The 17,777-nt window shown below is 45.0% G+C and carries 20 protein-coding genes; 6 read left to right on the top strand and 14 right to left on the bottom strand.

Going from position 1 to position 17,777, the window contains the following annotated elements:
• Nucleotides 1-174: 174 nt before the first annotated feature.
• Nucleotides 175-1,080, bottom strand: a complete 906-nt coding sequence (locus AB4Z50_RS10055) for an NAD(P)/FAD-dependent oxidoreductase (protein WP_441878449.1) — start codon at nt 1,078-1,080, stop codon at nt 175-177.
• A gap of 226 nt (nt 1,081-1,306) precedes the next feature.
• Here AB4Z50_RS10055 and AB4Z50_RS10050 point away from each other — a divergent pair, with 226 nt between their 5' ends.
• Nucleotides 1,307-2,275 carry an MraY family glycosyltransferase gene (locus tag AB4Z50_RS10050; RefSeq protein WP_441878447.1) on the top strand — a complete coding sequence of 323 codons (969 nt, stop codon included), beginning with the start codon at nt 1,307-1,309 and terminating at the stop codon, nt 2,273-2,275.
• A 228-nt stretch (nt 2,276-2,503) separates the two neighbouring features.
• Here AB4Z50_RS10050 and AB4Z50_RS10045 read toward each other — a convergent pair whose 3' ends face one another.
• Nucleotides 2,504-2,629 (bottom strand): hypothetical protein, encoded by a 126-nt coding sequence (locus AB4Z50_RS10045; protein ID WP_441878445.1) that lies wholly within the window; start codon nt 2,627-2,629, stop codon nt 2,504-2,506.
• A gap of 55 nt (nt 2,630-2,684) precedes the next feature.
• Here AB4Z50_RS10045 and AB4Z50_RS10040 point away from each other — a divergent pair, with 55 nt between their 5' ends.
• Nucleotides 2,685-3,200 (top strand): DUF4309 domain-containing protein, encoded by a 516-nt coding sequence (locus AB4Z50_RS10040; RefSeq protein ID WP_441878443.1) that lies wholly within the window; start codon nt 2,685-2,687, stop codon nt 3,198-3,200.
• A gap of 91 nt (nt 3,201-3,291) precedes the next feature.
• On the opposite strand, the gene AB4Z50_RS10035 is transcribed toward AB4Z50_RS10040, so the two are convergent.
• The 3 genes from AB4Z50_RS10035 to AB4Z50_RS10025 all read right to left on the bottom strand — a co-directional run bounded on the left by AB4Z50_RS10035 (nt 3,292) and on the right by AB4Z50_RS10025 (nt 5,386).
• Nucleotides 3,292-3,672: a VOC family protein gene (locus tag AB4Z50_RS10035; RefSeq protein WP_441878494.1), complete on the bottom strand. Its 381-nt coding sequence runs from the start codon at nt 3,670-3,672 to the stop codon at nt 3,292-3,294.
• Between the two features lie 150 nt (nt 3,673-3,822).
• Nucleotides 3,823-5,064 (bottom strand): hypothetical protein, encoded by a 1,242-nt coding sequence (locus tag AB4Z50_RS10030; RefSeq protein ID WP_441878441.1) that lies wholly within the window; start codon nt 5,062-5,064, stop codon nt 3,823-3,825.
• Between the two features lie 133 nt (nt 5,065-5,197).
• Nucleotides 5,198-5,386, bottom strand: coding sequence for a hypothetical protein (locus AB4Z50_RS10025; RefSeq protein ID WP_441878439.1), 189 nt, complete (start codon nt 5,384-5,386; stop codon nt 5,198-5,200).
• Here AB4Z50_RS10025 and AB4Z50_RS10020 point away from each other — a divergent pair.
• The gene (locus tag AB4Z50_RS10020) at nt 5,367-7,445 is read left to right on the top strand and encodes an acyltransferase family protein (protein ID WP_441878437.1); all 2,079 of its coding nucleotides are present in this window, start codon (nt 5,367-5,369) and stop codon (nt 7,443-7,445) included. The two genes, AB4Z50_RS10025 and AB4Z50_RS10020, sit on opposite strands and share 20 nt — an antisense overlap.
• 58 nt (nt 7,446-7,503) lie before the next feature.
• Here AB4Z50_RS10020 and AB4Z50_RS10015 read toward each other — a convergent pair whose 3' ends face one another.
• From AB4Z50_RS10015 to AB4Z50_RS10000, 4 genes are all read right to left on the bottom strand, one after another.
• Nucleotides 7,504-9,387, bottom strand: a complete 1,884-nt coding sequence (locus tag AB4Z50_RS10015) for an FtsX-like permease family protein (protein ID WP_441878435.1) — start codon at nt 9,385-9,387, stop codon at nt 7,504-7,506.
• Nucleotides 9,359-10,126: an ABC transporter ATP-binding protein gene (locus AB4Z50_RS10010; protein ID WP_441878433.1), complete on the bottom strand. Its 768-nt coding sequence runs from the start codon at nt 10,124-10,126 to the stop codon at nt 9,359-9,361. Before AB4Z50_RS10010 ends, AB4Z50_RS10015 begins: the two co-directional genes overlap by 29 nt.
• Before the next feature lie 93 nt (nt 10,127-10,219).
• Nucleotides 10,220-11,230 (bottom strand): sensor histidine kinase, encoded by a 1,011-nt coding sequence (locus AB4Z50_RS10005; RefSeq protein ID WP_441878431.1) that lies wholly within the window; start codon nt 11,228-11,230, stop codon nt 10,220-10,222.
• Nucleotides 11,227-11,934: a response regulator transcription factor gene (locus tag AB4Z50_RS10000; RefSeq protein ID WP_441878429.1), complete on the bottom strand. Its 708-nt coding sequence runs from the start codon at nt 11,932-11,934 to the stop codon at nt 11,227-11,229. Before AB4Z50_RS10000 ends, AB4Z50_RS10005 begins: the two co-directional genes overlap by 4 nt.
• Nucleotides 11,935-12,120: 186 nt before the next feature.
• Between AB4Z50_RS10000 and AB4Z50_RS09995 the strand changes: the two genes are divergently transcribed.
• The 3 genes from AB4Z50_RS09995 (at nt 12,121) to AB4Z50_RS09985 (ending at nt 14,816) form a co-directional block, all read left to right on the top strand.
• Entirely contained in the window at nt 12,121-12,660 is a 540-nt protein-coding gene (locus tag AB4Z50_RS09995; protein ID WP_441878427.1) for a sigma-70 family RNA polymerase sigma factor, read from the top strand.
• Between the two features lie 11 nt (nt 12,661-12,671).
• Nucleotides 12,672-13,682 (top strand): DUF4179 domain-containing protein, encoded by a 1,011-nt coding sequence (locus tag AB4Z50_RS09990; protein WP_441878425.1) that lies wholly within the window; start codon nt 12,672-12,674, stop codon nt 13,680-13,682.
• Between the two features lie 372 nt (nt 13,683-14,054).
• Nucleotides 14,055-14,816 carry an alpha/beta fold hydrolase gene (locus tag AB4Z50_RS09985; protein WP_441878423.1) on the top strand — a complete coding sequence of 254 codons (762 nt, stop codon included), beginning with the start codon at nt 14,055-14,057 and terminating at the stop codon, nt 14,814-14,816.
• 29 nt (nt 14,817-14,845) lie between these two features.
• On the opposite strand, the gene AB4Z50_RS09980 is transcribed toward AB4Z50_RS09985, so the two are convergent.
• The 5 genes from AB4Z50_RS09980 to AB4Z50_RS09960 form a co-directional block, all read right to left on the bottom strand.
• Nucleotides 14,846-14,971, bottom strand: coding sequence for a hypothetical protein (locus AB4Z50_RS09980; protein WP_441878421.1), 126 nt, complete (start codon nt 14,969-14,971; stop codon nt 14,846-14,848).
• Between the two features lie 5 nt (nt 14,972-14,976).
• Entirely contained in the window at nt 14,977-15,591 is a 615-nt protein-coding gene (locus AB4Z50_RS09975) for a flavin reductase family protein (protein WP_441878419.1), read from the bottom strand.
• Between the two features lie 38 nt (nt 15,592-15,629).
• Nucleotides 15,630-16,241 carry an alpha/beta hydrolase gene (locus AB4Z50_RS09970; protein ID WP_441878417.1) on the bottom strand — a complete coding sequence of 204 codons (612 nt, stop codon included), beginning with the start codon at nt 16,239-16,241 and terminating at the stop codon, nt 15,630-15,632.
• Nucleotides 16,241-17,188 carry a ring-cleaving dioxygenase gene (locus AB4Z50_RS09965; protein WP_441878415.1) on the bottom strand — a complete coding sequence of 316 codons (948 nt, stop codon included), beginning with the start codon at nt 17,186-17,188 and terminating at the stop codon, nt 16,241-16,243. The genes AB4Z50_RS09970 and AB4Z50_RS09965 overlap by 1 nt, the downstream gene beginning before the upstream one ends.
• 61 nt (nt 17,189-17,249) lie before the next feature.
• Nucleotides 17,250-17,651 (bottom strand): DoxX family protein, encoded by a 402-nt coding sequence (locus AB4Z50_RS09960; RefSeq protein WP_441878413.1) that lies wholly within the window; start codon nt 17,649-17,651, stop codon nt 17,250-17,252.
• Nucleotides 17,652-17,777: the final 126 nt, after the last annotated feature.

Below are 17,777 nucleotides of genomic sequence, written 5' to 3'. Positions count from 1 at the left end.
CTGATAATTAACACACTCTATACTATTAGAGCCGTCTAATTAATTCAGTCCAACACCAATACCCATAATGAGTAGGGATGTAACAACGATGTCTATTAACTGATCCTTATTTTAGCAAAAAAACCTTAATAGGTATAACGATATTGCTGCGTTTCTACACGCTCACTTCAGCTGCTAGAATCCAAAATCCTGATGCGATAAATCGGTATTGACCCCAATGGCAGCTTTGCTGCCTTCGCCGGCTGCGACAACCAGCTGTGCAGGTACAATAATAGAAGAATCGCCGGCTGCATATATGCCCCTTATGCTCGTTCTGCCGTAATCGTCCGTAACAAAGCCGCCTGCCTGTGTCATCGCACAGCCGAGCGCCTCTCCGAAGTGCGCTGCTTGACCCCATGATGGCGTAACAAAGCCGCCTGTGCGCTCAATCTCGGTGTTATTCGCAAATACGATACGATGAAGGCGGCCATTCTCGCCATGGAGAGCTTTAATTTTTTGCTGCGTCACTTGGATCCCTCTTTGGCCTAGTTGACCGATCTGCTGCGAGCTAAGGCTGTTCATTCCATTCGTACAAACGACTACATTACGACTCCAGTTAAACACCGTTTTCGCCAAATTGAAAATATTCGAACCCTCCGAAATGACGACGAGCGGTTGATCACGCAGCTCCCAGCCATCGCAGTACGGGCAGCTGAACAAGCTTCTGCCATAAAAATCTCGTATGCCGGGGATAGCAGGCAAAGATTCCTTCAGACCTGCAGCCAAAATAAGCGTGCGAGCGTGATAAATAACACCGCTGCTTGTCATCAGATGGAAGCCCATCTCGCTTCGCTGCACCTCCGTCACTTTGTCAGGCTTAATGGTAACCGAAGGATACCTAGCAATATCTGCATGGGCTAATCGACGAAGCTCGCGCGGCTCAATGCCATCTCGCGTGATGAAGCCATGCGACTCATGGGTTACCGCGTTTCTAGGCTTATTGTGATCAAATACAATAACAACTCTTCGCGATCTGCCCAGCACGAGCGCTGCATTTAAACCAGCAGGCCCGCCGCCGATGATGGCACAATCCAGCATCATATCTATCGCTCCCTTATAAGTTGAACTATTAACAAGCCGATACGTTTAAACAAATTATCGCTTATCTTTATTCAATCTGGGCAGGAAGGATGCATCTTGATTATGTAATGAAGGGCGTGCTGCAGGCAGCTTCTAAAGATTAATATCTTCTCACTTATGTAATCTCCAATCGACAATTTTCTTCACGAATTGTATAATTCTGTTGTTCCTTCATTAACTAACGGTGGTGACTATTATTTTATATGCAATCTCTTTGTTAGTTTCCTTTGCTATCGTTTATTTCTTAATTCCTCCGTTTGCAAAGCTGGCTTTCCGTCTTGATTTTGTGGACAAGCCCCGCAAGGATGTAGAGCGAAAACTTCATAGGGAAYCGATCCCTCTTACTGCTAGTTATGTTATTTTCATCGGATTCTTCTTTACTTATTTGCTCGTCACAAGAGATTTCTCCCTGCAAACTGGCGCCATATTTCTAGGCGGCGTACTGCTTCTCTTCATCGGCACAGTTGATGATTGGTACAAGACGAAAGGCAAAGACTTTCCGTCGCTTCCTAAATTTATCGTCCAAATATCAGCAGCGGTGCTCGTTTATGCTTCTGGCATCGCATTTACCGGCTTTTACAATCCGCTTTCAGGAGAATACGTGCTGCTTCCCGTTATTTTGCAGTTTACGCTTACGATTTTGTGGATCTTTGGCGTAACGACGGTCATTAACTTCTCCGATGGCATGGACGGGCTCGCTGGCGGACTTTCGGCGATTTCTGCCGTAACGCTGTTCGTTGTAGCACTGGCCAAAGGACAATCCAATTCCGCCATCATGGCTATTATTTTAGTAGGTGTCACCATTGCGTACCTGCGATATAACAAACCTCCTGCAAAAATCTTTATGGGCGATGCTGGAGCTACCTTCCTTGGGTTTATTTTGGCGGTCATTGCACTAGACGGCGCATTTAAGCAAGCTACCGTGATGTCGTTGTTTATCCCGATTCTCGCTCTCGGCGTACCGATCTTCGATAATATATTCGTTGTCGTGAAACGCATGCTGCAAGGCAAAGCGATCTATCAGGCAGATGCCAGCCAAGCGCATTATCGTTTGCTGCGGGCCGGCCTCAATCATAAGCAGGTCGTCATGTTCCTATGCTTGGTCAGCACATGCTTATGTTTATCATCTATCATTTTGCTGCTTGTTCAGATATAAGAAATAGGGATGCCCTCAAGCAGATTTATTTGCTTAAGAGCATCCCTATTTTTGTTTAGATGCAACGACTTCATGAGACTAGACGCCGCCTTGCTAAACCTCGAACATAATTTATTGATGAAACATTTCCCCCTATTACGCAGTCTGATTAGTTAGCAAATATTTCAAATAGGTGGCGGGTGCTTCATGAACAGAGCTCTATCTGTATTGGCCAAGCACGACCACACCTCACTCACCAAGCCTTTTCACAACACCGCTCATTTGTCCCAGCATAGAAAGAGGGTCCTCTCTCAGCCAGTCCTCAGACACCTTGTACACTTGACCTAGCTTGACGGCGCGAAGCTCTTGAAACATTACATTTACTCGGCCCGTTTATAGTTATATCGAGTGAACTAATGGAGGCGTTTCTATGATAAGAATGATAAGCAAAACCACTGGAATATGCCTTTTACTATCGATGCTCCTCCTCTCCGCTTGTGCGAAAGCCGAGGAACCTGAAACGCCTCAAATAGAAACGGGTAAAGGGAATGCGTGTCGATTTAGCCTCGACAGTGAGCTTCTAGAAACAGCCGAAAAAGGGCAGCTTAAGGGCTTGAAAGTAAATTTAAATCACTCTCGGAGCGAACTAGAGCAAACCTATGGACAGCCTGACGAAGTTGGGTTTGAAAATGCTGATTATTTAAAATATGATAACTGCTACTTCTATATTTGGGACGAAAATAAGATAGGTGTAATCGATATAAAAATAAACGAATCCGTAGAACAGGTTAAAAGGGTTTTGGGAGAACCAGATTCCGAAGGCAATTCTGATGGCGGGTATGATGAATATGGCCTTAGTTATACAACAGGAGATTATTCTTTATATTTTATGTACGAAGACGCGGCATCAACTGAAGGGATTGTTCGAATAAAGAGCATGAATTAACTTGTCATTGCAAGAACAGCGGCAGTCTCGAAAGACTGCCGCTGTTTGATAGAGCATTCGTTTCTGAATACACTGAAAAGGGAGGGGAATATTACTTTTTCTCCATTACAGCAAAGTAGTTTGCTTCATCATCTGCAAAGTTGAATACTCTTCCAGAAGGCATCGTTACAATGTCACCGACAGTGACACTTTTATTGGACAAGTCGCCATGCAGCTGTTCGAAGTGTTCCGTAAAAAACATTAAAGATGGTGTACCAAGATTTAATCCTGGTGACATTTTTGCAACGAATTCCTTATTATGTAGAATGATCGTTGTTTCTGAATCCTTTGTAGGAGCAATTTCAATATATCGAAACCCTTGGCCGTTATTTTCTTCAGAAATGACTTGAAAGCCTACTTTTTCTGTCCAAAATTCCACTGCCTTATCTTGGTTATCTACATACAGCATGATTTGACCGACTTTACTAATCATTGATTGTTCCACTCCCTTGTTTAAGTAATTATCATAATTGAACTGGGCGTTCCTCAGCCAGCTTGTCTCCATTACCTCCTATATTATAGCATGCAGAATAGGTTATCAATTGAGCATATTCTGATCTTTGCGGCATACGTTATGATGCACTCAATAGAATGCAATCACCTCAGACCAGTCCCATTGTCCATAATAAGAATCTGCTTGGTCGATACCTTTTATCCATTCCACTGCATGGTGTCCATCTATGTCCGCCATGATTACATCTGCTGTAGTATGATCATCCCTCACCCAAAAGAGCTTCGAATGAAGAACTACCGGGTTATAAGCGCCATACTTTCGGGAGGGCTTTGTCAAATGTTTTTGCACGCCATTATTCAGCTCCACCCTCACTAAGTAAGGAAATGCTGCGCGGCGCTGATCACCATCTGGCTTAGATTCCGCTGCTCTCGACACAATAATATGCTGCAAATCCTGCCAAACAAATGCTTGATCAACGAAATGCTTAGGCGTGTACGCAGCCCCCTTCTCTGAGGTTACTTCCAGCACCTTCAGCTGTTTATTGCTGGTGGCCTCGCGCCCGATCCCTGCAATGTAAGCGAGCCGGCTGCCGCTCTTTGCCCATGAGAACCACTGGGGATTATTCACCATCTCATCAAGTGTTCGAAATACAACGCCGTCAGTTGAAATCACACAAAGGATGTTGCTATCGGCCGATAATGACGCGGTTGGCTTAGCAAGAAATGCGATCCATCGACCATCAGCGGACCATTTGAACTCGCTCGTGCCGACCGCAAAAAAATCGTCAGATGGTGCTGGCAGCACATGAACGGTTGTATAGGTGCGAGGATCGTCCATTGTACGAAGTGGTATTTGATAAAGATGGATCGGCGTCCATCCATCCGGGAGCAGCTCTGACTGTGAAGAAGCAAAAAAACCTTTACCATATGGCAGCCATGAGAAATTATCTATGGCTGCAGCGGAACCAAGCGGTTTGTCCGGCGAGCTCGCATCAACGTATTGCAGTTGATCCTTTATCTGATATGCCAGCAGCTTATTCTTCGGTGCCCATTGAAAATTTTTGCCGACATTTGCAGCGACGAGCTTGCTCTTGCCTGTTGGTAAATGCAGCACCCATAGCTCTTGCTCTGCATCTCCCTGCGTATATGCAAGCCATTCTCCATCGAATGACCACTTGGGATTGCGCACAAAAGGTCCGCTTACAAGCTTCTTCTCCACTTGACCTGTCTTTAGCCAAAGCTCGCCATTTCGCACAAAAGCAGCCCTTAGAAGTTGTTCTTGTTCCCCATTCGGTGCCGCTGCAATATCTGCTCCACTCGTCATAAACAACAACGCAAGAAACGAAGCGATCCAAAATTTTACGATTCTCATCTAGGGAACCTCCCAAAAAAATACTTGTGGTTACGGTTCCCTTTACTGGTGGAAACATGCATTTATTCGTTCTGTAACTTTTCATTTTTTTTGTTTCCAGTTTGATACCGATTTGTAACTGTTCTGTTACGAATTATTTTAGCTGCCGCCATATAATTGATTTACAACGATTCATCATCCAGAGGGGCTGAACACCATTTTTACCATCGGTATTATTCGTAATCATCGCTTTTTCCACCGTCTTATTCTCATCGAACTTGCTGCAATTCTCCCCATTCAAATTCATGTAGGAGGATTCCGCCATGCCTAAACCAATCGGCAACAGTAGTCGCTATATGCCGGGACTGGATGGCTTGCGCGCCATTGCCGTTCTTGCCGTCATTGCTTATCACTTGAACTTGCAATGGGTACCGGGCGGACTGCTCGGGGTTACTATGTTTTTTGTCCTCTCTGGGTATTTAATCACGGACATTTTGCTGAAACAGCTTCATCCTTCCAAGAAATTAGATCTCAAAACGTTTTTTATTCGCCGAGCTAGGCGATTGCTGCCTGCGATGTTCCTCATGATAGCTGTCGTTTCATTATGGCTGTTGATTAGTGATACAGGCCGGTTATTGTCTCTAAAAGGCGATATCGGGTCAGCGCTTCTTTATATAAGCAACTGGTATCTTATTTTCCATGAGGTTTCCTATTTCGAGAGCTTCGGCCCCGCTTCACCGTTCGGCCATTTATGGTCGCTTGCAGTGGAAGAACAATTTTATTTATTGTGGCCCCTCGTGCTGTTAGCCGTTATCCGCTTCTCTCCAAAACGGGGCAAACTTGCACTGTGGACACTGGCGGCAGCTGCGGTATCAGCCAGTGCAATGGTACTCCTTTACCAGCCGGGTGTTGATCCAAGCCGTGTTTACTATGGGACGGACACCAGAGCCTTTGCCCTTCTCATTGGGGCAGCGCTTGCTATCGTTTGGCCGAGTTGGAAGCTGTCATCGACCTTGTCTGCACGCAGCCGCATGCTTATGGATGCTGTAGGCACGTTCGGCTTCGTCATCATTTTGGTTATGATTAATCAGACCAATGAGTATGATTCTTTTCTATATCGCGGAGGCATGGTGCTGTTCTCCCTTGCTACTGCGGTTGTCGTGGCTGCACTCGCCCATCCCGCAAGTAAATTCGCAAATGTAATCGGAAGTAAAGTGCTTGCATGGATCGGCGTCCGTTCCTACGGCATTTATTTATACCATTATCCAATTATCGTGTTAACGACTCCAACGGCCGAGAGTGGGGAGCTGCATCCTGTAAGAGCACTTATTCAAGTAATCCTAACGTTCGTACTTGCTGAGCTTTCTTGGCGGTTTATAGAGGAGCCTATAAGGCATGGTGCGCTTGGAAAAATATATTCCCTGTTTAAACTGCAAATAACGGAGCGGATTGGATTAAAAAAAGCTAGCAGTTATCTCGCCGTGCTTGTCATTGTATTCTCGAGCGTATCCTGCACAAGCAGTGTGAATTTGCAGTCAGCCAGCGGCGATAGCACGAACAATGAAACCTCTGTAGTTGCGCCCGCCAAGCCGAATGTTTCGGAGGAAGCTGCTCCAGGCAAAGATCGTGAACAAGGCAAGACTGGACAAAATGAGGCTGTGATCGAGCCGAAGCCAGCTGAACCAGAAAAACAAACGCCTCCGCAAGCGACGGAACAACCTGGTCAATCTAATACGGCTCCGGGTACAGGTAAGGATAAAACCGAACCGTCTATCACCGATCCTGAGCAGCCGAAAGTTGATACCATTGTGAACGGTACCGATGGCAGTAAGCCAAAACCTGTACCAACTGTTAATGACAAACCAACCAGCAATCCCGCACAGGGAAATAAAAATCAGAAGCCTGTACCAGACAAACCGACTGTCACCCCTATCGATCAAAACAGCGTGACAGCAATCGGTGATTCCGTCCTATTGGATGCTGAACCATTCCTAGAGAAGCTGGTTCCGGGTATCGTGGTTGATGGAAAAATAGGAAGACAGTTTGGGCAGGCATTAGATGTGATCGAGGGCTTGAAAAAAAATGACCAGCTTGGAAATACGGTTGTCATTCAGCTCGGAACGAACGGTGCCTTTACGACAAAACAGATGAATGAGCTTCTTGACACGTTAGGCACAGAACGTCAAATCATATTCATCAATACGCGTGTCCCGCGCAAATGGCAGGATTCCGTAAATAAAATGCTCGCAGCCACAGCGAAAAAGACGGAGAACGTGACCATTGTAGACTGGTATACAGCAAGCAAAGGGAAAAAGGACTTTTTTGCCGCTGATGGCGTGCATTTGAAAAAGCATGGAGCACAGTTTTATGCAGACCTGCTCATTAAAGCATTAGACAAATAAAGAAGAGTGCTTTGAAGGTGTAATCGCCTCCGAAGCACTCTTTCTTTATGATGCTCAATTAGGCAAGCGCCATCTTTACCTGCCTAATATAGAAGAAACGAACGATGAAGAAGTAAATGACTTGAACGATAAAAAATAGGCCAAGCACGAGTATGGATTCCTTGAGCAGCGAGTATTTAAACATGTTGGATAGTGTCATGAGGGCAACAGCCCCATGTACTAATGCCACCACGATTGGTGCAAAGAATAGCAATATAATTTGTCGATTCAGTATTTTTGCAAGCTCTTTGTCGCTTAGGCCCATTTTCGAAACCGCTTTGAACTTCTGCCTATCATCATCCAAATCGCTGTACAGGCGGAAATAAAGAAAACTGCCTGCGGAGACAAAAAACACGATTCCGATAAACAAACCAATGAACAGTATCGGGCCAAAGCGCTCGCTTAACACGGAATTTTGAAATTCAAGCGCGTAAAACTCATATTTATCGCTATAGGGAATAAGATTCGTAAGCTTACCGCCTGCCTTTATGGCTTCTTTCTGCCGCAGTGGTCCATGCCATGCATAATAATGGCTCTCTTGTACTGGAGGCTGGAGTTTTGCAAATTGTTCATCCGATACAATGAAATAGCCGCTGAAACCATGTACCGCTGGCGATACAACAGCTCGATTGGCTTCAATCACAGCACTAGGCTCCAGCGTAAATGGTTCGTTAAGCATTGCTTTACCCGCTCGTGACAACCCAAAGTCGACAACCGCTGCTTTGCCGCCTGAAAGCTTAATCTTATCTATTTTCATTAATTCGGCCAAATGGTTATAGTCGGATTGCTTAACCACTACAATCATTTTATCGCTATTGGAGGCCTTGTAATAACCAAGCTTAAGCATTGCTTTTTCATTTGCGATGTTCGATTCTTTCAGTGTGCGATCAATCTGCTCCATATGCTTTTGCTCGCTGCTATCACCATCCGTCGTTGTCCGGTAGGTGAATAGATAAGGATTTCCCTTAACATGATCTCCTCCGATGATGGATTGAAATCCATAAAGCGAGCCTATCGCACAAAACGAGACAGTGGAGATAATAGCGACCAGAAAGAACGAACGCGCGTTGTCCTTCAAGCGGTAGGCGAGATCGGAAAAAAGCAGCATATTCGTTTTGAGCCAAAAAATCGATTCCATACTCTTTAGCTTCCGAATGATATAAACGCTAAGCTGTGTAAACAGCAGGTAGGTGCCGATGCAAACCATGATCGTAACCGGAATGAGCAGAAAAATAGCCTCGGTCCCATCGGCTCGTAAACTAAGAAAGTAGCTTGCTCCAATCAAGATTGGTACTAGCATGGAAAGAAGGAAGGATGACTTTGGCTCACTTTTCGCTTGCTTGTTTGCCTTTAATAGCGTAACCAGCTGCCCGCTGCGCAGTACGGTAGAAATAAAAAAAGAGATGAGAATAAATAGAATCAAAAATGAAACCAGAGTGAGGGCAATAGCCTTATAAGGAATATAAAAGGATAGCTTTTCATTTATGGTAAGAACATTTTCCCCTGCAAGCAAAATCGCCTTTGCAAACACAAGTCCCAAACCAATGCCGCCGATAATGGCAAATAGGCCAATAATCATATTTTCCAAAAAAATCATCAGACGGAGCTGGACAGTGGTCATGCCCTGCATGATCATCAGCCCAAATTCTCTTTTGCGCGATTGTAGAAATGTACTCATGGAGTAGAGAACAAAAAAGAAGGAAAAGACATAAATAATCCACTTGGATACAGAAAGCGCAAACGTAGCGCTGGAATGAATATTTTCCCCGCTAAGGACAGGGTGATATGCAAAGATAGAAAAAGTAAAGAAAACCATCACTGTAAATAGACTGCTGAGGAAATAACCTGCATAAAGCCGTTTGTTACGAGTGACGTTACGGAATGCGAACTGGCGAAACGTCATTATGATATCCTCCTAACAGCGAAAGCGTATCGATAATTTTTTGGAAGAAGGTTTGACGATTGTCACCCCGATGGATTTCCGTATAGAACCTGCCGTCCTTAATGAAAATAACGCGATTGCAATAACTAGCAGCCACCGCATCATGCGTGACCAGCATCATTGTTGCTTTCTGCTCACGGTTAATTTTCTCCAGCAGTTCCATAACATCCTTCGCTGCTTTGGAGTCAAGATTTCCTGTCGGCTCATCTGCCAGCAGCAGCTTGGGAGAGTGAATCATAGCCCTTGCTATCGCTGCTCGCTGTGCCTGCCCCCCAGATATTTCATACATGCGTTTATCCATAATCTCTGTAATGCCTAGCTTTTCTGCTATGGCTTTTACTTTTTTCTTCATTTCGCTAACCTTGTTGCCATCTAATGTCAGCGGCAGCACAATATTCTCCTCAACCGTCAAGGTGTGAAGCAGATTGAAATCCTGAAAAACAAATCCAAGCTCACGGCGGCGAAATATAGCTAACTCATTTTTGCCCAGCTTGCTGGTCGTTTTGCCGTGAAATGATATGTCTCCCGTTGTCGGCTCGTCAATCGTTGCAATTAAGTTCAGCAGCGTTGTTTTCCCGCTTCCAGAGGGGCCCATAATCCCAACAAAATCACCATCATCAATCGTTAAATTAATGTCGGTCAAAGCCCGATAGGACATTTTACCTTCATATATTTTACTAACCTGTCTTACATGCAGCATACTTAGATCTCCTTTCAAGAGGAAAACAGTTAATGTGTGATCAGTATACTGTGGACGGTCAGCCGCTAACTATCGATTAGACTTTCACTTTTATTACACGCTTGTAAGCTTCTGATAGGCGGCAAAAATAATACGTACCTCCGTACCTTGATCGACCACTGACGTTAGCTCCATTCTATGCCCAAGACGATCAGCAGCCTCCTTCGTCAGATAGAGCCCCATACCCGTTGATTCGCGCATGCCGCGTCCGTTTTCCCCGGTAAAAAAGGGATCAAATACCCGCTTCATATCCGCAGCAGGAATGCCTACCCCACGATCGATAACTTCAATAATAGCTTCGCTCCCGCGCAAATAGCAGGAAATCACGACCTTCTTCCCTTCTGTCTCTTTGCTCGCAGAATATTTAATCGCATTGATGACGAGCTGGGAGAGCATAAAAAACAGCCATTTCTCATCCGTTTCGACCGTTAATTCAGGCGTACTGATATGAACCTCGGGATAAATCTGATTGCGAATAAAAAGTCGTTTGTTGTCATGGACAACAGCGCTGATGATTTGTGACAGAACAACGGGCTTCACGTGGAAATCCTGTTCGAACGCGCGGAGCCGAGCCATATAGAGGACCGTATGCAATCCCGAGCGCATTCTCTCCAGCTCCTCACGAATGCTGGCAAACTCAGGCTCATCGATATTTTGAACAGTGAGCTCAATGACCGAAAGAGGTGTTTTCATTTGGTGAACCCATTGGTCCATGAAAACGAGATGCTCCTCCTGCTGCTTCTTTACTGTATATAATTGCTGCTGATACTGACGGTACTRGGTATGCAACAGTTTCTGGAGCGCCTCCGAGATGGGCGACTGCCCGATTTTCTGAAATGAAGCATCTAGCGATTCGAGAGGCTGACTAAGGCGGAGGTAATAATGTCGCCGACTAAGAAAGTGGTACACAAGGTATCCGCCTAGGATGAAGAAAGCAAGAAAAACAACGTAAAGTGCTGTCTTCAAATTGTGATAGCCATCGAGCCAATAAATCGAAAAAATGATACCCAATTGCAAAAGCTGAACAACAATGAGCAGAGAGTGTTCTCTTATAAACAGTTTCACTTGTCACTTTCCTTCATCCATGTGACGTTCAGCCGATAGCCTGTACCTCTCACCGTCAGCAAAGCATCTTCGATGCCAAGCTCTTGAAATTTTCTTCTAACGCGGGTAATGTTCACATTCAGCGTATTTTCATCCACGTAAGCCTGATCATCCCACAGCTTCTCAAGCAGAGCCTCGCGGCTGGCAACCCGTGGATATCGCTCAATGAGGCTTTCTACGATGTCGGATTCTTTTTTCGTGAGCGCAATGATTGCAGCTTCTAGCTTCAGCTCCAGCCTTTCGGGATAAAGCATGAGCCCTTCGATTTCGAGAACGCGTTCCTCATATCTGGAGGCATACTCCCCATAGGCACGTCGAAGATGGCTGTGGATTTTGGCCAGCACAATTCCAGAGTGAAACGGCTTCGTGATATAGTCATCTCCCCCATTTTCAAGAGCCATGATCTGATCCATTTCACCGTCGCGAGCGGATATAAACAACACCGGGCAGATCGATGCGCTGCGGATTTGCCTGCACCAGTAATAGCCGTCATAACTAGGCAAATTCACATCAAGAAGAACCATGTCCGGCGTGGCTTGATGGAACTCCTCCATTACATGCTGAAAATCGTTTACCCGTATCCCTTCATAGCCATATTTCGTTATAGTAGACAGCAGAAGCTCCGCGATTTTCGGATCATCTTCTACAATCATTATTTTGTGCATCTCACTCTCTCCTTGTATGGACCATTAATGTCAAAATAAGAATATTGCAACACTATCTATTATGCTTGATCTATTATCGATATGGAAACGGGAAGCTAGCACTTTTTTTCTCATGTGATAGATTAATGGAATTCTATTCGTATTACCTAGTAGGCGCCAATAATTGTTGCAAGGAGGGGTGAACGGTTGAAACTGACAGAGGACAATGTTGTACAACACATAAAGAACAAAAACGAAAAAGCCATTTCTTTTATTATCCATCAATATGGAGGACTGCTTGCTGCCATAATTAAACGCCATTTAAATGGCCAGCAGCAGGATTACGAGGAATGTCTGGATGATGTGCTGCTTTCAGTATGGAACAATATTTTGCACTTCGATCCAGAGAAAAATGGCTTTAAACAATGGCTTGCAGCGATTGCCAAATATAAAGCAATTGATTATCAAAGAAAACAAATCAAGCTTCACAATCACCAATTTTCGGTTTCCGAAATAGATGATCGCATGCTCAAAACAAGCGAAGCAGCCGGCACAAGCCAAGTAGATGAGCTGTTTGACCAACTATCAGCGCGTGAGCGGGATATTTTCGAAAAATATTACTTAGAGGGAACACCTTCCCATGAAATCGCGGAGCACTATAATGCCAAGGAATCTTGGGTGCACAACAAGCTTTCTAGGGGACGCAAGAAATTGAAAAGCTATCTGCTCAAAAATAATCAAGGATAAGGAGTGAGACTGTGTCGATTTATAAAGAGCTAAATGATCTTAACCTGGATGTAAGCCAGTATGAAGAACAGGAGCTCACGAGCTTCCAAAAAAAGAGCTGGGACCGACGTGTACGGAGTACAATTAGAAAACATAAAACCAATAACAGAAAGAAATATGCAGGCGTTGCGGCGGCCATTATTTTGGCAGCAGGTATTTCAATCAGCACGGGGACTGTGACTTTTGCCAATGTTCCATTCGTCGGAGGGTTGATGGAGCGATTGATGGCAACTAATGCAGATGAGAACGCGGACTACTCTCCGTTTAAAACCGAAATTGGTGCCACTGCTGAAAATAAGTACGGGAAATGGACCTTAGATGAAGCGTTGATTGATAATGGACGTTTGCTTATTAGCTCCACTTTTGAGCCTGCTAAGGGGGTCAAATTTAATTACCAAATGCATCCGATGCCAACCGTACTCATGAATGGACAGAATCTCACTTCAGGAACCGCTGGACAATCCATTAAAGTTCACGATTCCATGTATACCGTCTATAATGAGCTGCGAATTTCAGAGCTTCCGATCGGTGAAACGATTGCCTTCCAAATTAGATACGATAATCTAGACTGGAGCATCGACTCGAAAGTGAAGCTGATTGAAAATCCTTGGTCCTTTGACATAAAGGTTCCAACGAATCAATTGGCTGCAACAAGTGAAACGATTGCATTTAATCAGGATATATCACTTGGAAACGGACAATCCATTCATCTAAAAAACATGGTCGTATCACCTATTTCAACGATTTTATATTATGACTGGACCGAGCAATCCAACCACATTGCGTTTAAAATCGTCAGTGAATCCGGACTGGAGCTATTGCCAAACACTGCGGAAATATCTGCTGAGGGTTCTTATAACCGATACGTTCCGATTGATTTGAAAGCTGAGAAATATTATTTGGTTCCTTTCGAGAGTTCAGAGAACCCTCATGCTGAGAATCCAGGAGAGGTACCGGAGCAATCGATAGTGATTAATCCATAGCATAGCAGTGGCAACGCATCCCACCATTCCGGCTCCTGAGCGTGAAATTCTCAGAAATAGGACTAGAAACTAGCCCTATTTCTCTTTAAACAACCAATTCAGCACAATTAGATATAAAAACTAGTCTTATATCTCACCGCATACCGCCATTCCGGCTCCCGAGCGTTAAATTCTTATAAATAGGACTAGAATCTAGTCCTATTTCTCTTTAAACAACCAATTCAGCATAATTAGATATAGAAACTAGTCTTATACTTACAATGCACCTTGCTAATTCTCCCAAAAAAAGAGATATTCATAGAATAGCTGTTTAAGCTTAACGTTTAAAAAGCTGCCGTTGATTTGAGATGAAATTTAGGAGGCGGTACAATCATGCCCCACATTCCATTCAAGGATTTGGACGTTTTTTATGAAAAAATGGGGAACGGTGAGCCTGTCATTTTTTTGCATAGCGGCTACTCTCGGGGAGTTCTAGCCTTCGCCAGCCAATTGCTTGATTTTCAGAGCAAATATACCTGTTATTATCCTGATTTCAGAGGTCATGGGCGAACAAAGTGCAGCAGTCTCGAATGGAATACGCCTCAGCTTGTAGAGGACACGATCGAATTTATGGACGCGCTTGGCATTTCTAGTGCACATTTGATCGGCTACAGCTTGGGGGCGAATGTTGGATTGTATGGCGCTGTTCATTATCCCGAAAGAGTTGCTACTTTAACTACGATAGGAACTAGCGGTTATGCAGATCCAACGGGTGTCGAGCAATTCGAGCCAGAGTGGCTTTTGGAACAGGGGCAGCAAGCGACCATCAATCAAATGATTGAAAGGCATGCAGAAGCTCATCGAGGAAATTGGCAAGAGCATATGCGGCAGTCTGCGAACGACTGGCGTCTCTATCCTCAGCTTACGAGCGAGCAGCTAAGCAGCATTCGTTGTCCATCCTTGCTTATTACTGGTGAAAATGATCCCTTTGTAGGTGAAACGAAGATAAAGCAGTTGAGTTCCCTGATTAAAAGATCTCGATATCTCGTCGTTCAGGGCGGCAGTCACAGGCCTCATATGCTTAGAGAAAATCCGGTTTTGGTTAATGACACCATACTAGATTTTATTGGCTCATACCCGATTTCCGACATGTGAGATTATCTAATCAAAATTGAAGCTTACGATTAAGCAAAAAAGCTGCCGAGTATAACAATCGGCAGCTTTTGCTGTGTTAGCGGGGCGATTGGTTTGCATAGCAGCCACGGACGTTTTCTTGTCTGCAGCTGCCGCTGCATTTTTCTATCGCACATTACGTTTATGTTGGCCGTACAATTGTGAATTGCTCGCCTAGCTTCGCATAATCGTTTCCAGCAAGCCGGCTCACCGGCTTCAATGCCTCGGCGTTAATACGTCCATTCTCGTACAAAGCCTCATCCACATGGAAACGTACAACTCTGCCAATTAATAAATCACAGGCTGGCGAATCCGCTGTACCGCCAAGCGATAACGATTGATCAAGTACACATTCCATACGAATTCTCGCTTCAGCCACACCCGGCACACGCACAAGGTCGCTTGCGATAGCCGATAAGCCTGCAAGCGCAACCTCACTCTCTTCCGAAGGCAAAGCTGCTGCCGTTATATTAATCGCTTCGATATAGCTCTCATCAGAAATATGTACAACAAATTCGCCTTGGGCGATGGCATTTCGGGAGGTATCCTTCTGGATACCTCCCGGCTTGCGCTGTACAGATACCGCAACCATAGGCGGATTAGCGGTAACGATATTGAAGAAGCTGAACGGAGCTGCATTCAGAACACCTTCGCTTGAGAGTGTAGTGACAAAAGCAATGGGTCTTGGCACAATACTGCCAATCAACAGCTTATAATTGTCCTGCACACTTTGACTCGTTGGATCAATCGATAACATGATGGGCTCCCCTTCATAAGCGAAATGCTTGCTTTATATTAACCTTTAAAGGTTTCGTTAAACCAAGCCGCTGCGGCAGCTACCTCTGAACTCGTTAGCTGATGTCCAAATGTTTCCCAATGTACCGTAACCGGAGCCCCCGCTGCTTGCAGCAAACGGTCCAGCTCCTCCGTCTCCTGAGGTGTGCAAAGCGGATCATTCGAGCCCGCACCTATGAAACAAGGTACGCCAGCTAGGTCAGGCAGATCAACATCCCGAATCGGCACCATCGGGTGATGCAAGATCGCTCCGCGAAGCGTACCTTGATAGTGGAACAATAGGCTGCCTGCGATATTAGCTCCATTGGAATAACCGATCGCCACGATATTATTGCGGTCGAATCCATATTCTACTGCGGCTTGATCTAGAAAATCATTAAGCTCCTGCGTGCGGAATTTAAGGTCCTCTAGATCAAATACGCCTTCAGCAAGACGTCTGAAATAACGCGGCATACCATTCTCGAGCACATTTCCTCTGACACTCAGCACGGACGAAGCAGGCGAGACCAGCTCAGCAAGCGGAAGCAAATCCCGCTCGGTTCCACCCGTTCCATGCAAGAGCAGCAGTACTGGTGCAGTTGCATCTGTTCCTTGTTTGAATATATGTTTCATCATTTGTCCTCCTCCAATACTCTTACTTCAAATGGTGACAATAATTGCTCAATTTGCGTACGATGCTCCTCATACCATTCCGGCAGCATCAGCTTTTCACCGAGATGCTCCGGCTCTTCATCACGAGCAAAGCCCGGTGGATCTGTAGCAATCTCGAATAAAATGCCGCCGGCTTCACGGAAATAGATCGCGTTAAAATATTGGCGATCCACGATCGGAGTAGGCTGGAAGCCATGGCTCTCGACGTGGCTTCTCCATAGCGCGTGCTCCGCGTCGTCTTTTGCCCGCCAAGCGATATGGTGAACGGTGCCAGCTCCTCCATGTCCGTGTTCCATATCCTCTACATTGATGTCAATTAGATTGCCCAGATCGCCTGTTGCTTTAAAACGAGCATAACCTTCATCTTCCCCGACTTTCTCCAGACCCATCACGTTAACAAGGAGCTCCGCGGTTTTAGCCGAAGCCGTCGTATATAATACGGCACCGCCAAAACCCTTGATCGCTTGCTGCGCCGGAACGCCGCCAAACGACCATTTACTGTCCGCTCCTTGCTCCCTAGCCACGATCTCAAGCTTTAAACCATCAGGATCTTCGAATTGCAAATACTGCTCTCCAAATCTTGATGTTTGAGCAAAATCTACATTTAGCTTAGCTAGACGCTCTTTCCAAAAACCGAATGCACCTGCGGGAACTACATAAGTGGTTATACCCACCTGGCCTCCGCCAATTTTGCCTTTGCGTGAATTCTCCCAAGGAAAAAACGTAATAATAGTGCCTGGACTTCCGATCTCATTGCCAAAATATAAATGATAAACCTCTGGCGCATCAAAGTTAATCGTCTTCTTAATCAACCTTAGACCTAATACGCCTGAATAAAAATCTGCCGTCGTCTGAGCGTTTCTAACAAAAGCGGTTATATGGTGAATACCAGCTGTTTGATTTGTCATGGTAATGACACTCCTTATTTTATAGGAATATGAAAAGTAATGTAACTAACCCCACTTCTGATTAGCCAATAAGCGCATCAATGGAGTATTCACCAGCGCCTGTTAATGCGATGCCTATAGCAATGGCTACGAGAACAAGATTATATTCATAACCGTTTGCGGTTGCCCATATTCCGTTAGGACCATGCACCTTCACTATAGCACCAAGCATAGTAAGCACGATCAATACCGCAGCAAGAGGTGTAAGCAGACCAGCGACGAATAATAGGCCGCCGATTAGTTCCATTATTCCAGCGGCAACAGCCATAGCAACCCCTGGCTTAATGCCAATCGACTCCATCCAGCCGCCTGTTCCCTTTGGTCCATAACCGCCAAACCAGCCAAACAGCTTTTGTGCACCATGCCCTACGAACAATAGACCTACAACGACACGAACAACCAATAATCCCAAAGCAATACTCAATGTAAACTCCTCCATTTTGTTTTTAATGTTTAAACTACTGCTTGCATCACAGCTCTTCTTTTGCCACTATTTAAAGAATCTCTATTTTAAGATATATGGCGTGCATAAATGATCGCTGCTACCTTA

Origin of the sequence: Paenibacillus sp. 2TAB26 (genome assembly GCF_052115145.1) — a bacterium.
In the GTDB taxonomy this organism is placed as follows: domain Bacteria; phylum Bacillota; class Bacilli; order Paenibacillales; family Paenibacillaceae; genus Pristimantibacillus.
Note: the sequence above shows the minus strand (reverse complement) of the source record. Positions and strands in the feature narration are given on the sequence as shown.

Coding starts and splice junctions, on each gene's coding strand:
- AB4Z50_RS10055 (WP_441878449.1), bottom strand. CDS start 1,080: ATGATGCTGGATTGTGCCATCATCGGCGGCGGGCCTGCTGGTTTAAAT.
- AB4Z50_RS10045 (WP_441878445.1), bottom strand. CDS start 2,629: ATGTTTCAAGAGCTTCGCGCCGTCAAGCTAGGTCAAGTGTACAAGGTG.
- AB4Z50_RS10040 (WP_441878443.1), top strand. CDS start 2,685: ATGATAAGAATGATAAGCAAAACCACTGGAATATGCCTTTTACTATCG.
- AB4Z50_RS10035 (WP_441878494.1), bottom strand. CDS start 3,672: ATGATTAGTAAAGTCGGTCAAATCATGCTGTATGTAGATAACCAAGAT.
- AB4Z50_RS10030 (WP_441878441.1), bottom strand. CDS start 5,064: ATGAGAATCGTAAAATTTTGGATCGCTTCGTTTCTTGCGTTGTTGTTT.
- AB4Z50_RS10020 (WP_441878437.1), top strand. CDS start 5,367: ATGCCTAAACCAATCGGCAACAGTAGTCGCTATATGCCGGGACTGGAT.
- AB4Z50_RS10015 (WP_441878435.1), bottom strand. CDS start 9,387: ATGACGTTTCGCCAGTTCGCATTCCGTAACGTCACTCGTAACAAACGG.
- AB4Z50_RS10010 (WP_441878433.1), bottom strand. CDS start 10,126: ATGCTGCATGTAAGACAGGTTAGTAAAATATATGAAGGTAAAATGTCC.
- AB4Z50_RS10000 (WP_441878429.1), bottom strand. CDS start 11,934: ATGCACAAAATAATGATTGTAGAAGATGATCCGAAAATCGCGGAGCTT.
- AB4Z50_RS09985 (WP_441878423.1), top strand. CDS start 14,055: ATGCCCCACATTCCATTCAAGGATTTGGACGTTTTTTATGAAAAAATG.
- AB4Z50_RS09980 (WP_441878421.1), bottom strand. CDS start 14,971: ATGTGCGATAGAAAAATGCAGCGGCAGCTGCAGACAAGAAAACGTCCG.
- AB4Z50_RS09975 (WP_441878419.1), bottom strand. CDS start 15,591: ATGTTATCGATTGATCCAACGAGTCAAAGTGTGCAGGACAATTATAAG.
- AB4Z50_RS09970 (WP_441878417.1), bottom strand. CDS start 16,241: ATGAAACATATATTCAAACAAGGAACAGATGCAACTGCACCAGTACTG.
- AB4Z50_RS09965 (WP_441878415.1), bottom strand. CDS start 17,188: ATGACAAATCAAACAGCTGGTATTCACCATATAACCGCTTTTGTTAGA.